Origin of the sequence: Mycobacterium sp. ITM-2016-00317, assembly GCF_002968295.1 — a bacterium.
Lineage (GTDB): Bacteria > Actinomycetota > Actinomycetes > Mycobacteriales > Mycobacteriaceae > Mycobacterium.
Genome location: NZ_CP134399.1, coordinates 4,797,110 through 4,810,443, shown reverse-complemented (window position 1 = coordinate 4,810,443; position 13,334 = coordinate 4,797,110). Strand labels below are relative to the sequence as shown.

Genomic DNA, 13,334 nt, shown 5'->3' with positions numbered 1-13,334 from the left:
GAGGAGGAGGGCCCGGCGATGATGCATCGATGCGAAGAGTCGTGCAGTTCTCCACCGGCAATGTGGGCAGGCATTCGTTGCGCGCCATCATCGGGCGCCCGGACCTTGACCTCGTCGGCGTCCATGCCTCCGGTGCCGACAAGATCGGCCGCGATGCCGCGGAGTTGTGCGGGCTCACCGAACCGACGGGGATCGTCGCCACCGGCGATCTCGACGAACTGATTGCGCTGGCACCTGATTGCGTGGTGTACACGGCGCTGGGCGAGACCCGGCCGATCGAGGCGATCGAACAGATGTCGAAACTGCTCGCCGCCGGGATCAACGTCGTCGGCACGTCGATGGTGTGGTTGGTGACGCCGCATCAGGCAGACGACTGGCTGCGCGGCCCATTGGAGGAAGCGTGCAAGGCCGGCGCCGCGTCGCTGTACGTCAACGGAATCGACCCGGGCTACTCGGCCGACACCGCGGTCCATGCGGCGTTGAGCCTGGCCACCCGCGCGGAGTCGGTGACCGTCAAGGAGATCTTTGACTACGGCAACTATGATGACTACGAATACACCGGAACGGCAATGGGTTTCGGGACGACGCCGGACGATGACCTGCCGATGGCGTTTCGACCCGGAGTGATCACGTCGATGTTCGGGGGCTTGGTGTCCAATCTCGCCCGCCACCTGGATGTGGAACTCGAGGACGTCCGTCAGCGCTATGAACCGTGGTACACCGACAAGCGCATCGAGTGCACGATGACGACCGTCGAGCCTGGGCAGCTCGCCGGCGTCCGGTTCGCCGTAGAAGGCATGCGTGGCGGGATCCCTGTCATCACCGTCGAACACACCACCCGGTTGACCCCGGCGGCCGCCCCGGACTGGGAATATCCGCCAGACGGCCAGGTCGGCGTACACAAGGTCATCGTTGCCGGGGAGCCACGCGTCGAGGTCAGTACGCACCTGTCCCATCCGGTGCTCGACGTGACCGACGCCGGATGTGTCTCAACGGCGGCCAGGGCCGTCAACGCGATCGACTGGGTGTGCGCCGCACCTCCGGGGCTGGTTGCGGTGGAGGACATTCCGCCGACGGCGATGATCCGCGGGGTGATGTGGTGAAGCACCGCAGCACAGCTAGGTGGCGAACACCTGCGCGTCGTCGGCGAACGCTTTGAACTCCAGAGCGTTCCCGGCGGGATCGAGTAAGAACATCGTCCACTGTTCGCCGGGTTCGCCGGCAAACCGCACATACGGCTCGATGACGAAGGTGACGCCTGCGGCGTGGAGTCGCTCGGCGAGCGTCTGGAACTCCGGGATGGTCACGATCAACCCGAAATGCGGCACCGGGACGTCGTGGCCGTCCACCGGGTTGTGCACGGCTGCGGTCCGGTCCGGTGCCAGGTGTGTGACGAACTGGTGCCCACGCAGGTTCCAGTCCACCCAGGTATCCGCGCTGCGACCCTGGGGTAGACCGAGGACCTCCCCGTAGAAGTGTCGGGCTGTGTCCAGGTCGTCAACCGGCATTGCGAGATGAAACCGCGGTATCGGGGAGTCGAACGTGCTCATGGCACGATGGTAGGCCTAATAGCACGCCATGCGGCCCCACCGCGGGCGATTTATACACCGGGCTTCGTATCTCCGAAGCTGTGCAACGGCTTTGACCCGTGATACCCGCTGCCCCCCACGATCCCGAGAGGTCGCCCATGTCCCATGTACGGAGCCTGTACCCCCCAACCGGTGGTCGCCGCAGATGCGCGAAGCGCTGGCGGCGCTGACTCCACCCGATCCGCGGTACCAGCTGGTCAGCGAAGGGCGCCCGAGAGGCGCCAACATCCTGGGGACGCTGGCACATCACCCGGCCCTGGCGAGAGCGTCTTTCGCACTACCGCTGACGCGTGAGGCATTCTCCGCGAGCCGATTCCGTGGGGCTAGCGGTACTCCTTGCGCTTGTACACCCGTATGGACTATGCAGGTGTACAAGCACTTGGGATGAGCGGAAGCAGGGGTTCGTGGCGAGTGAGAACAGATCTGTCGACGACCGAATGGCCACGGCTACAAGGGAGATCGAGGAATTCGACTTCTTCACCGAAACCGCGCTCGTCACCGGCCCGTACCCTTACTTCGGGATAGGTGCGGCAACGACGGCGGCAAGTTCGCCACCTCGGGGTCTATCTCCAGTCTCCGACGGCCGCGCAGTAGCCGGCTGCGGTGGAATGAACATCACTGACAAGGAGAACTGATGGCCTCGACGACGGTCTCGCCGATCTCGGACGGGATCGGGGTGCAGGTCTGTGGTTTCACCAGCGATGCTTTCGGCACCGCACAGGCAGCCGAGCAATGCCGAAACCTGCTCGCCCGACACGGGGTGGTGGTCTACCGTGACGCGCACATCTCCGATGCCGATCTGGTGGCCTTCAGCCGGGGGCTCGGCGAGGTCGTCATGGCCAAAGCCGGAGCCCACCCGGATCACCCGGAAATCTCGCCGGTCACCCTCGATCCGGCCAAGAGCGTTCTCGCCGGTTTGCGGCGCAGCACCGTCTTCTGGCACACCGACGGATTGACAGACGAGATCCCGCAGAAGGCCACGCTGCTGACGGCGCGTGAGGTCGCCGACGACGGCGGAGACACCGAGTTCGCCAACACCTACGCCGCTTTCGCGGCACTGCCCGAAGACAAGAAGGCCGAACTGCGACAGCTGCGGGTGATCCACAGCGTCGCGGCCTCACAGCTGCTGCTCAACCCCGATCCGAGCGACGAGGAACGGGCCAGCTGGAACCGCATCCCGGTGCGTGAGCATCCACTGGTCTGGCGGCACCGAGACGGCAGGGACTCGCTGCTCATCGGCGCGACGGCCGCCGAGATCGTGGGGATGCCTGTCGCGCAGGGGCGGCAGTTCCTCGACGAACTCCTGGACTGGGCCACCCGACCCGAGTTCGTGTTGCGCCACCGATGGTCAGTGGGGGATCTGGTGGTCTGGGACAACACCGGGATGCTGCACCGCGCGATACCGTACGAGCCGACCTCACGACGGCTTATGCACCGCACCACCTTGGTTGGCGAGGAGGCCGTCTCATGACCGGCCCCCGCATCCAGCCTCTCGCCCCTGGGCAGTATCCGCCGGAGATGCGGGCGGCACTCGCTGCGCTACGACCGCCGAACCCCCGGCACCCTTCGCTGCCCACCGACGATCGCCCTAAAGCGCTCAACGTCTTGGGGACGCTGGCTCATCATCCTGCGCTGGCGCAGGCCTACTTCACCTTCAACGGGCATCTGTTGCTGGCCACCACACTGTCCGAACGCCAGCGCGAGCTACTCGTCATGCGCGTCGCGGCGGTGCGCAAGTGCGGCTATGAATGGGCCCAACACCTGTTTGTCGCTCGCGACGCCGGATTGACCGACGAAGAGATCGGGCGGATCGCCTACGGACCGGACGCACCGTTCTGGACGCCGTTGGAGGCCGCCATGCTGCGGGCCACCGACGAACTGATCCATGAGGGCGCCATCGGAGAACCGACCTGGGCCACGCTGGCCGGTGAACTCGACATCCAGCAGTTGCTCGACCTGATCTTCACCGTGTGTGGTTACGACACGTTGGCGCGCCTGTTCAGTTCGTTGGAACTCCCACTCGACGGCGACATCGCCGACCTGATGCGCAGATACGGTGAGCTGTTCTAGATGTACTGACCTGAGAGGTTAGGTACCCGGGTGGCGGGTGGTTGGCCGCCGAGTGCGGTGTGGCCGCGGTGGTAATTGTAGGTGTGGAGCCACTTGGGGAACTCGTTGCAGCGTTCGGCGTCACTGGTGTAGAGCCGGACGTAGGCCCATTCGTCAGCCAGGGTGCGGTGGAAACGCTCGACTTTGCCGTTGTCTGGGGTCGATAGGGTCGGGTCCGGCGATGCTCGATGCCTCCGAGGGCATCGCGGAAAGCATGCGATCGGTAGCAGGATCCGTTGTCGGTCAACACTTTTTGCACCGATATGCCGCAATGGTTGAACCAGGCGTTGGCGCGCTGCCAGAACGCCGCGGCGGTCTCCTTGCGCTCATCAGCCAACAACTCGCTATAGGCCAGCCGAGAGTGCGCGTCGATGGCGGTGTGCAAGAAGTGATAGCCCCGTAGTGGCTGGCGGTACTTGTTGCTCACTCCTGTCTTATCGGCTTGAGAATTGCGTTTTCCGGCGGTGCGCCCGAGCATGCGCCAGCCACCGCCGGCGGGAATCTTGCCCAGCTTCTTGACGTCGATGTGCACCAGGTCGCCAGGGTGAGCCGACTCCATCCGGCGGATCACCCGTCCGGTTGGGCGGTCGAGCCAGCGCAGTCTGGCCAGGCCGAAGCGGGTCAACACCCGATGCACCGTGGAGGGGTGGATCCCCAGGAGGTAGCCGATCCGCGCTGGTCCCCATCGGCGCAGCACACGGATCTTGATGATGCGCCGTTCGGTGCGCGTCAGCGTCCGGTTGGGGCTGCTATGGGGTCGTGAACTGCGGTCGACCATGGCGGCCGAACCTTCGAGGCGGTACCGATCGACCCAGCGGCGCACGGTGCTGACCGACACCTGGAAGCGCTCAGCAGCTCGTCGAAGCGACCAACCTTGATCGACAACACACTGAGCCAGCCGCAGACGGCCTGTTTCTGACAGAGGGGCATTACGGTGGACCACGAAGACCTCCGGAGTGAGCGGTGTGTTCCTAGACAGCTCGCACTTCACTCGGAGGTCTTCGTCATGTCACCACGCCACGCCGTACCTAACGTCCGTGGTCAGTACAGCTAGACGTCGCTGGACTCAACGGGGACCAACCCGCCCGCCGAGATGATCTGTGGGCCGACGTGGGTGGGGCCCGGACAGAATACTGTCTCACGCACCTTCCGTCGGACTTTAGGCTGGGTGGATGGGGGGCTACGACGTCTGGCAACTGTCGGAGTCGTGGCGCATCCGCTTCGCGTACTTCGAGACCTACGGCTCCGTGTGGTCCACCCCGGAGGGCAAGCAGGCTTATCGTGCCCTCAGTGCCTGGGACAGGGTGTGCATCTCGTGGAATGTGTTGGCGTTCCTGTTCGGGCCTGCTTACTTCCTGGCTAAAGGCATGTGGCGCAAGGGCGTGACGCTCCTGCTGGTGGCGTGTGCGTTGTCGGCGGCTGTGCTGGCCGTAGATCCCGGCGCCGCCCTGGTGCGGGCTGTCGTCCTGATTGTGCCCGTGCCCGTGCTGGCGATGGCGACGGCGAACTACGCCTATTACCTGCACGTGGTCGAGGGCAGCCGGTCGTGGAACCCGTGGGAGGGTCGACTCGGCCGCCGCTGACCGGTGGCGGTCAGCGCGTGGCGCGCACGATCGCCGCCACCACGTCCTCGCGGGTCTGCGGCCGCCCGAAGTAGTAGCCCTGAGCCAGGTCGCAGCCCATCTCCCGCAGCACGTCGGCCTGGTGCTCGGTCTCCACGCCCTCGGCGACGACGGGCAGGCCGAGCGCGTCGGCAAGGCTCGCGACAGCCTGCAGCAGCGGCGGTGGCGACGACGCCGGGGTGATCGAGGCGATGAAGAACGCGTCGAGCTTCAACAGGTCGGTGGACAGATTCTGCAGCCTCGACAGCGACGAATAACCGGTGCCGAAATCGTCGATGGCGATCCGGATTCCGTGCCGCCGAAGCTGCAGCAGGGCGTCGATCGACGCGGGCCTGTCGACGTCGAGCACGCTCTCGGTGACCTCCAGGACCAGTTGCCCGGCAGGCCAGCCCGTCGCGGCCAGCGTCTGGATCACCCGGCCGACGTAGCCCGGTTCGACCAGTTCCAGCCCGGACACGTTCACGCTGAGGGACAGTTCCGGCTCCGGACACTGCTGTTGCATCCAGCCCGCGTCCAGGCAGGCCCGGCGCAGCACGTACAGATCGAGCGGACCGATCAGGTCGTTGTCCTCGGCGAGCCGGACCACCTCGGCGGCATTGAGCTCGGGTCCCAGCGCCGGCGACCACCGCAGCAACGCCTCGACTCCCACCACGGAGTCGTCCGCCAGGCGGACGACGGGCTGGTACCGGACGCCGATGGTCTCGGCGGCCAGCGCGTCGTGCAGTTGCAGTGCCAGCGGCGGCAGCCGCGAGGATTCGACCATCGTGCGGCCACGGCCGATCGATCGTGACCGGCGCAGTGCGAGTTCGGCGCGTTCCACCACCGGCGACGCCGACTCTCCGTGATCCCACGCGCTGACCCCGGCCGAGAACTCCCGTGCGGAGTCGGCGCGCAGCGTCTCGGTCAGTTCGAACGCGGACTGCTCGGTCGCTCCGGGCAGCAGCAGCGCGAACTCGTTCTCGCCGCGCCGGGCCAGGACCTGGTCCGGGGCCAGGGTGCTCTGCCATGTCGCGGCGAGTTGGCGCATGAGTGCACCGCAGGCCCGGTCGCCGAATCCGTCGTGGAGCGCGGTGTAGTCGTCGACCGCGATCAGGACGACCGCAGGTCCGCGCCCGGACGAGGGAGCCCGAAGGATCTCGGCGTTGACCGCCCGATCGAACCCACGGCGGTTGGGTACACCGGTCACCTCGTCGAGCTCGGCCTTGGACACGATCCGGCCGAGGATGACGATCACCGTCCCGATCGCGGTCGCCACAGCGGACGTGATCACGCCCGACCAGCGGGGCACTCCCGGGGTGAAAGTCAGCACGGTCAGACAGCACGCGATCGCCAGTCCCAGGTACACCACCGCGGTGCGCCAGGTGACGAAGAACGCCGCGCAGGCCACAAACACATACAGCGTCGCGAAAGACACCGCGGCCGGCCCGATGGATCCGTTGACGGACACGGTGATCAGTGCGATCGCCGACAGCACGAGCAGATGGAAATGCCACCACGCCAGCCGCGCTCCGATCAGCAGCACGCATACCCCGATGAACGCGGCGACGGCGGCGTTGCGGTACTGCACCTCGGCGCTGTGGAAGTGAGCGGGTGCCACCGTGGTCACCAGGGCGACCAGGACCCCGCCGAGGAGGAAGCAGGCACCGGCGGTGCGGGCCATGAGCGTCGGCGTCGCGATGCCCGGCCACCTCTGCGCGCGTTTCACCGCGGCCTGCCCAGCCCGCACCCACCCCACGTCGACATGTTAGCTGGCGGGGCCGCCGGTATCGGGTGGCTCGGCCACGCGCGGTGGGGCAGACACCACGAGCGGGTCACCCCGCCGGTGCCCGCCCGGCTACGGGGCGCAGAGTTCTCACCGGAGCCGGTCGCGCAGTTCGCGTTTGAGTACCTTGCCGTAACTGTTCTTGGGCAACTCGTCGAGGAACTCGTAACGCTTGGGGCGCTTGAACCTCGCGATGCGCTCCAGCAGATGGGCGTCCAGGTCGGCGGGGGAGACCTCACCGACGACGAATGCGACCACCACCTCGCCCCATTCGTGGTCGGGCGCCCCGACCACTCCCGCCTCGACGACGCCGGGATGCTCCAGCAGCACCTCCTCGACCTCGCGCGGATAGATGTTGCTGCCGCCGCTGATCACCACGTCCTTGGACCGGTCCCGCAGGGTCAGGAACCCGTGCGCGTCGAACGACCCCATGTCCCCGGTGCGCAGCCAGCCGTCGCGCAACGTCGCCTCGGTCGCGCTCGGGTTGTTCCAGTAACCCGACATCACCACGTCCCCCCGGCAGACGATCTCGCCGATCTCGTCGATCGCCGCGGGCGCGCCGTCGGCGCCCAGTACCGCGACCTCGACGCCCGAGCGCGCGTAGCCGACAGAGCCGAGCAGCGCGTCGGGCGCCCACCCCTCCCCGGCGAGATGGTCGGCGCGCCGCAGCCCGGTGATCGTCATCGGCGCCTCACCCTGCCCGTACAGCTGCACGAAGACCGGACCGAACGCCGCCATCGCCTTCTTCAGACTGTCGACGTACATCGGCCCGCCGCCGTAGACGATCGTGTTCAGGTTCGCCGGACACGCGCGTCCGGTCTGCACCAGCCGTGCCACCATCGTCGGCGCCAGGAACGCGCTGCAGCCCGGATGCCGCTCGCACAAGTCCAGGAACTCGTCGGGATCGAACGCCCCCGACGCAGGCACCACCTGCCGCGCACCGCGCGAAACATACGGCGGCACATAAAGACCCGAGCCGTGCGACATCGGGGCGCCGTGCACCAGGCTGCAGTTCTGGTCGGGGGAGTCGAAGTCGGCCAGATGCGACACCGTCATCGCCATCAGGTTCCGATGGGACAGCATCGCGCCCTTGGACCGCCCGGTGGTGCCGCTGGTGTAGAACAGCCAGGCCAGTGAACCCGGGTCGGTGTGCCGGGGCGGGGTGAGCGGCGCTGCGGCGCGGCGGCTCCGGTACTCCGCGGCGCCGAACACCTCGATCGGGACCGACGTGACGGGCCGCAGCCGGGCGCCGATCGTCGGTGACGCGAACACCCGGGCCGCACCGGAGTCGTCGAGGATCTGCTGCATCTCCCGTGGATGCAGCTTGTAGTTGACCGGGACGAACACGCATTCGGCCGCCCAGATCGCGAACATCAGCTCGATGATCTCGGGGCTGTTCTGGCCGGCCACCGCGATCCGCGCGCCCGGACCGAACCCTGCGAACGAGCCGGCGAGCCGTAACACCCGGTCGCGCAGCGACGTCCACGAATGGACCTGGTGTTCACCGTGATACACCGCGCCGCGGTCGCCGTGCCTGGCCGCGGCCTGGTCGAGCAGGGCGAACAGGTTCACGACGCAGACCCGTCCGGAACCCAGGTCGAGGTGAGTGCGAACTCGGACAGGTATTTGGTCGAGCTCCAGCCGCCGTCGACGACGATCGTCTGCCCGTTGATGAAACTGCCGCCCTCCGAACACAGGAACGCCACTGTCGACGCGATGTCCTCGACGCGGCCGAGCCGCTGATGAGGGGTCATCTCGGTGTTGATCTTGCGGAAGCGCTCGTCCTCCAGCCGGGTGGCCACCATCGGGGTCAGGGTGACACCGGGCGCCACGGCGTTGCATCGGATCCCCTGCGCGCCGTACTGGCACGCAATGTGATTGGTCAGCGCGGCCAGCCCGCCCTTGGCCGCCGAGTAGGCCCCGCCACGGAGCCCGCCCACCACGGCGAACGTCGACGTCACGTTGATGATCGCCGAGCCGGGCTGCATGTGCGCGAGCACGTCGCGCGCCAACCGGAACGGCGCCCGCAGCATGATCCCCAGGAAGCGGTCCAGGGTCTCGTCGTCGGTTTCGTGCAGCGGCTTGGGGCTGCCGATACCGGCGTTGTTGACCAGGAAATCGATGCGGCCCCAACGCTCCAGCGCCGCCGCGACGATGCGCTGCGGGGCGTCGTCGTCGGTCAGGTCGACCGCGAGCGTGGCGATCCGGCCCGGCTCCGGCGCGGCCTTCTCCAGTTCGGCGAGCCGGCATCGCGGCCGGTGCCCAGCACCGCCATGCCCTGCTCGGCCAGTGTCGTCGCGCAGCCGAATCCGATTCCGCTGCTGGCGCCGGTGACGATCGCTACCTGCATGTCATGCTTCTCCTTCGCGCGGGTTTCCGACGAGCACGGCTCTGAGCGCGTGCTTGAGGACCTTGCCCGCATCGTTTCTGGGCAGGGTGTCGACGCACAGCACCTGCTCGGGGGCTTTGAACTTCGCGACGCCGTGCGCCACCAGGAAATCCCTGAGTTCGGTGACGCCGGGCGCCTGCGGACCGGCGGGCACGATCGCCGCCCACGCCCGCTCCCCGGTCCGCGGGTCGGGGACGCCGACAACCGCGATCTCGGCGATCTGCGGATGCGTGACGAGAATGTCCTCGACCTCTTTGGGCGAGATGTTCTCACCGTTGCGGATGATCAGGTCCTTGGCCCGGCCGGTCACCACGAGATGACCGTCGTCGGTCAGCCGGCCGAGATCGCCGGTGCGGAAATAGCCGGCGTCGTCGAACGATTCGTCGCCGTCCTCGGGGTGCAGGTATCCGGTGAACATCTGCGGGCCGCGGGTCCGGATCTCGCCGTCGATGAGTCTGACGTCGGCGATACCCGGGCGGCCGTCGGTGTCGGCGGCGCGGTCGACGTCGTCGAGCGAGCCGACTGTGGTCACCGGAACCTCGGTGGAGCCGTAGACCCGGCTCACCGCCGCCTTGTCGAAATAGTCGGTGGCGTCGCGGATCAGCGCGGGCGGCACCGACGCGCCGCCGCAGATGAACACCTTCAGGTCCGGGAGCCTGGTGTCGGCCCGGCGGGCGGCGGCCAACAGCCCGTCCAGGAACGGGGTGGCCCCTGCCATGTGGGTGCACCGGTGCTCACACATCAACGCCACCGCCGCGTCAGGATCCCAGCGGTCCATCAGCACGGCCTGCGTACCGAGCAGCAGCGGGCATTCGAACGCGTAGATCGACCCGCCGATGTGCGCGATCGGGGACGGGACCAGGAAGGTGTCGCCCGGGTCGATGCGCCAGTGCGTGCCGAGCTGTCCGATCAGTGCACCCAGCGACTCATGGCTGTGCAGAACACCTTTCGGCCGCCCGGTGGTGCCGGAGGTGTACATGATCATCCGGGTGGCAGCCCGGTCCGGTTCGGACAGCGGCTGGTCGCGCTCCCCGGCGCACAGATCGGTCAGCGACAGGCGTCCCGGCTCACCCCGGACGGTGAGAACCTCCGGCGGGGACGGCAGCGCGGCGACCACGCGGTCGAGCATCGCGGCGTAGTCGTGGCCGCCGAAGGTCTGCGGGATGAAGACGGCGCGGCTGCCCGCATCGGCCAGGATGAACGACAGCTCACGGTCGCGCAGGGACGGCAGGATCGGGTTGACCACCATGCCGGCCAGCGTCGCGCCGAGATAGACGACCGCGGCCTCGTGCCAGTTCGGCATCATGAACGACACCACGCTGCCCACCGGCATCCGGCGCAGCAGCGCATGCGCCAGACCCGTCGCCGACGAGAGCAGCTCCGCGCAACCCAGCGCTACAGCGCCGTCGCGCACCAGCACCCGGTCCGGAGTGTCACGGGCGGCGTCGCGCAGCGCGTCGGCCAGCAGGACACTCACGACGCGTCCCGGGTCTGGCTTGACGGGTTCACCCGGCGCATCGTCATCGTGTGCCGGAACCTCGACGACGGGTGCGTATTCACCGTCACCTGGGCGACCTCCCCGTCGGAGGTGGTGTAGCTGCGCTGCATCTGCAGTGCGGCGGTGCCCGTCGCGGACTGCAGCCGGGCAGCGAGGCCGGCGTTGAGCACCACCGCCGAGATCTCCTGGTGCACCTCGACGATGCTGACACCGAACAGGTCCTCGAGCAACGGGAAGATCGGGCCGCTGTGGCGTTGCAGCAGCCGGCCCACCGCGGCGAAACTGCGGTTGATGAAGTACTCGGTGCGACAGATCGGCGCTGTGGCGTCGTCCACGCGCCGAAAGCCCGTCACCGCAAGCCATTCCGAGCCCGCGGTCAACCCGGTGCGCGCGGCCAGGGCGTCGTCGACGGTCAGCATCGCATTAGTCTCGATCGCGAACTTCGCACCTTGGGCGAACGCGAGCAGGTCGTCGATCGACACGACATCCTGGGCGTAGGAGTTCGTGCTGGGCCGGGGCACCACCAGAGTGCCGGAGCGGGGCCGGGATTCGACCAGGTTGTCATCCCGCAGCCGGCGCAGCGCCTCGCGGATCGTGTACCGGCTGACCGCGAACCGCTCGCACAGTTCGTGCTCGGTGGGCAGGTGCGAGCCCACCGGGTACACCCCGTCGACGATCTCCTTGCGTAGCGTGCGCGCCACCTGCAGGTAGCGGTGATCCCCGGCCGTGGCGGTCATATCCGGGCGACCGCCAGCACGCTGCCGTCGCCGTCGGCCGACACGTAGAGCGTGCCGTCGGGTCCGGACGTGATCCCGGCGAACGGGCCCTGCGGACCGGAGAACGGCGGCATGCCCTTGAGCGGTTTGGGCTCGACCCCGGGTGGCGGCCCCACCGCGAGGCCGGATGCGATCGTGTTGCGCGCCTTGGTGTCCAGGTCGAACTCGACGAGCTCCTTGGCGCCGGCGTCCACGATGTAGAGCCTGCCGTCGCGCACATGCAGGCCCTGCGGCCGCTGCAGCCCGTCGACGACGGTGTCCACCCCGCCGGGGCCGATGCGCACCACCCGCCCTGCCCCCGACTCGGCCACCAGCGGCGCTCCCTGCGGGTCGATCGCGACACCGACGGGTTCCCGCAGTCCCGAGGCCAGTGTCTCGGTCGCGCCGTTGCGCAGTGCGAGCACCCGGCCGGTCCCGAGCTCGGCGAACACGATCGTGCCGTCGGTGTCGACGTCGACCCCGTAGAGTTGATCGAAATCGATTGCCAGGAAGTCGGTTTCACCGTCGGCGGGCCGGTAGCGGGCCACCTGGCCACCCGAGGTGGTGACCACGAACTCGCCGTCGCCGGCGGCCGTCACCCCGCGCAGGAACCCGGGATAGCCGGGGGAGAACAGCATCCCGGCGGTCTGCAACGACCCGTCCGGGGCCACCCGGTAGAAATAAGTGCCGTCGGCGACGTGGAGCACGCCGTCGGAGACGGTCAGGTCCAGCGGCCAGTTCAGCCCGCCGGGCAGCAGCGTCGAGGTGTGCCCGTCCCGGTGGATCTCGGTGATCTCCCCGGTGAAGTTCGATGCGAACAGCCGGTCGCCGACCAGGGTCAGATTGTCCAGCCCCGGGTTGAGTTGGGCGAGGACGGTTTTCTCGCCGGTGCGCGGGTCGATGCGCAGCACCTGGCCGCTGGCGACCTGAGTGGACACGATGAAGCCCTCGGCGTCGAACTTCACCGCATCGGGCACCCCGAGATCGGCGGCCACCCGCTGCGGTTCGCCCCCGTCAGGGTCCACCCGCCAGATCTCGTTGGCCGTCATCAGCGGGTAGTAGAGCAGCCCGTCCGGGCCGACCTCCATCGCATTGGGGGAGGGGAGGTTCTCCAGCAGGATACGGGGCGTCCCGCCGTCGAGCGGCAACTCCATCAACCGGCCACCGTCCCGGCACTCGCCGATGAACAACCGCCCGCGGTGCACGGTGATGCCGTTCGCGCAGGGCAGGTCGTCGCGCAGCACCCGGGTGCGGCCCGAGGTGTCGCGGGCGCTGACGCGGCCGTCCATCACCTCGGTGGCGAACAAGGTGCCGTCGTCGCCGAAGGCCACGTCGTCCGGTGCGACGATGTCGCCGCCCTTGGCGCTGACCGTCGCCAGTTCCCCGGTGGCGAGGTCCAGCGCGCTGATCTGGCTGCCGGTCACCTGGGCCACGTAGACGCGCCCGTCGGGCGCGGTGCGCAGGCCGTTCGCGCCGAACAAGCGGCTCGGCGCGGTCATCCTGCGGACCTGCCAGCCCTCGGCGACAGACGGGTCGGACGCGGCGTACCGGGCATTCATGCGTCGGACGTTAGCAAGCGTCTCTAGTCCAGACAATAGGTCGCCGCCGAC

11 protein-coding genes and 2 pseudogenes are annotated in these 13,334 nt (G+C 68.1%); 5 read left to right on the top strand and 8 right to left on the bottom strand.

Features of this window, described 5'->3' with window-relative positions; genetic code table 11:
• Positions 1-29: 29 nt before the first annotated feature.
• Positions 30-1,103: a dihydrodipicolinate reductase gene (locus C6A87_RS23080; protein WP_311114368.1), complete on the top strand. Its 1,074-nt coding sequence runs from the start codon at positions 30-32 to the stop codon at positions 1,101-1,103.
• 15 nt (positions 1,104-1,118) lie between these two features.
• Here C6A87_RS23080 and C6A87_RS23075 read toward each other — a convergent pair whose 3' ends face one another.
• Positions 1,119-1,550 carry a VOC family protein gene (locus C6A87_RS23075; protein WP_311114367.1) on the bottom strand — a complete coding sequence of 144 codons (432 nt, stop codon included), beginning with the start codon at positions 1,548-1,550 and terminating at the stop codon, positions 1,119-1,121.
• Positions 1,551-1,993: 443 nt separating this feature from the next.
• Between C6A87_RS23075 and C6A87_RS23070 the strand changes: the two genes are divergently transcribed.
• The 3 genes from C6A87_RS23070 to C6A87_RS23060 are packed head-to-tail and all read left to right on the top strand — an operon-like array spanning position 1,994 to position 3,659.
• Entirely contained in the window at positions 1,994-2,224 is a 231-nt protein-coding gene (locus C6A87_RS23070; RefSeq protein ID WP_311114366.1) for a hypothetical protein, read from the top strand.
• Entirely contained in the window at positions 2,224-3,060 is an 837-nt protein-coding gene (locus tag C6A87_RS23065) for a TauD/TfdA family dioxygenase (RefSeq protein ID WP_311114365.1), read from the top strand. Before C6A87_RS23070 ends, C6A87_RS23065 begins: the two co-directional genes overlap by 1 nt.
• Entirely contained in the window at positions 3,057-3,659 is a 603-nt protein-coding gene (locus C6A87_RS23060) for a carboxymuconolactone decarboxylase family protein (RefSeq protein ID WP_311114364.1), read from the top strand. The genes C6A87_RS23065 and C6A87_RS23060 overlap by 4 nt, the downstream gene beginning before the upstream one ends.
• Here the strand turns inward: C6A87_RS23060 and C6A87_RS23055 are convergent.
• A pseudogene (locus C6A87_RS23055) lies at positions 3,656-4,641 on the bottom strand (IS481 family transposase). The gene C6A87_RS23060 and the pseudogene C6A87_RS23055 overlap by 4 nt on opposite strands.
• 229 nt (positions 4,642-4,870) lie before the next feature.
• Here C6A87_RS23055 and C6A87_RS23050 point away from each other — a divergent pair.
• Positions 4,871-5,281, top strand: a complete 411-nt coding sequence (locus C6A87_RS23050) for a DUF2628 domain-containing protein (protein ID WP_311114363.1) — start codon at positions 4,871-4,873, stop codon at positions 5,279-5,281.
• 10 nt (positions 5,282-5,291) lie between these two features.
• Here the strand turns inward: C6A87_RS23050 and C6A87_RS23045 are convergent, their stop codons facing one another.
• The 6 genes and pseudogenes from C6A87_RS23045 to C6A87_RS23020 form a co-directional block, all read right to left on the bottom strand.
• Positions 5,292-7,055: an EAL domain-containing protein gene (locus C6A87_RS23045; RefSeq protein WP_311114362.1), complete on the bottom strand. Its 1,764-nt coding sequence runs from the start codon at positions 7,053-7,055 to the stop codon at positions 5,292-5,294.
• A gap of 117 nt (positions 7,056-7,172) precedes the next feature.
• Positions 7,173-8,654: an AMP-binding protein gene (locus C6A87_RS23040; RefSeq protein WP_311114361.1), complete on the bottom strand. Its 1,482-nt coding sequence runs from the start codon at positions 8,652-8,654 to the stop codon at positions 7,173-7,175.
• A pseudogene (locus C6A87_RS23035) lies at positions 8,651-9,432 on the bottom strand (SDR family NAD(P)-dependent oxidoreductase). The gene C6A87_RS23040 and the pseudogene C6A87_RS23035 overlap by 4 nt, the downstream one beginning before the upstream one ends.
• Before the next feature lies 1 nt (position 9,433).
• Positions 9,434-10,948, bottom strand: a complete 1,515-nt coding sequence (locus C6A87_RS23030) for an AMP-binding protein (RefSeq protein ID WP_311114360.1) — start codon at positions 10,946-10,948, stop codon at positions 9,434-9,436.
• Positions 10,945-11,706: a GntR family transcriptional regulator gene (locus C6A87_RS23025; protein WP_311114359.1), complete on the bottom strand. Its 762-nt coding sequence runs from the start codon at positions 11,704-11,706 to the stop codon at positions 10,945-10,947. Before C6A87_RS23025 ends, C6A87_RS23030 begins: the two co-directional genes overlap by 4 nt.
• Positions 11,703-13,283 carry an SMP-30/gluconolactonase/LRE family protein gene (locus tag C6A87_RS23020; protein ID WP_311114358.1) on the bottom strand — a complete coding sequence of 527 codons (1,581 nt, stop codon included), beginning with the start codon at positions 13,281-13,283 and terminating at the stop codon, positions 11,703-11,705. Before C6A87_RS23020 ends, C6A87_RS23025 begins: the two co-directional genes overlap by 4 nt.
• Positions 13,284-13,334 lie beyond the last annotated feature (51 nt).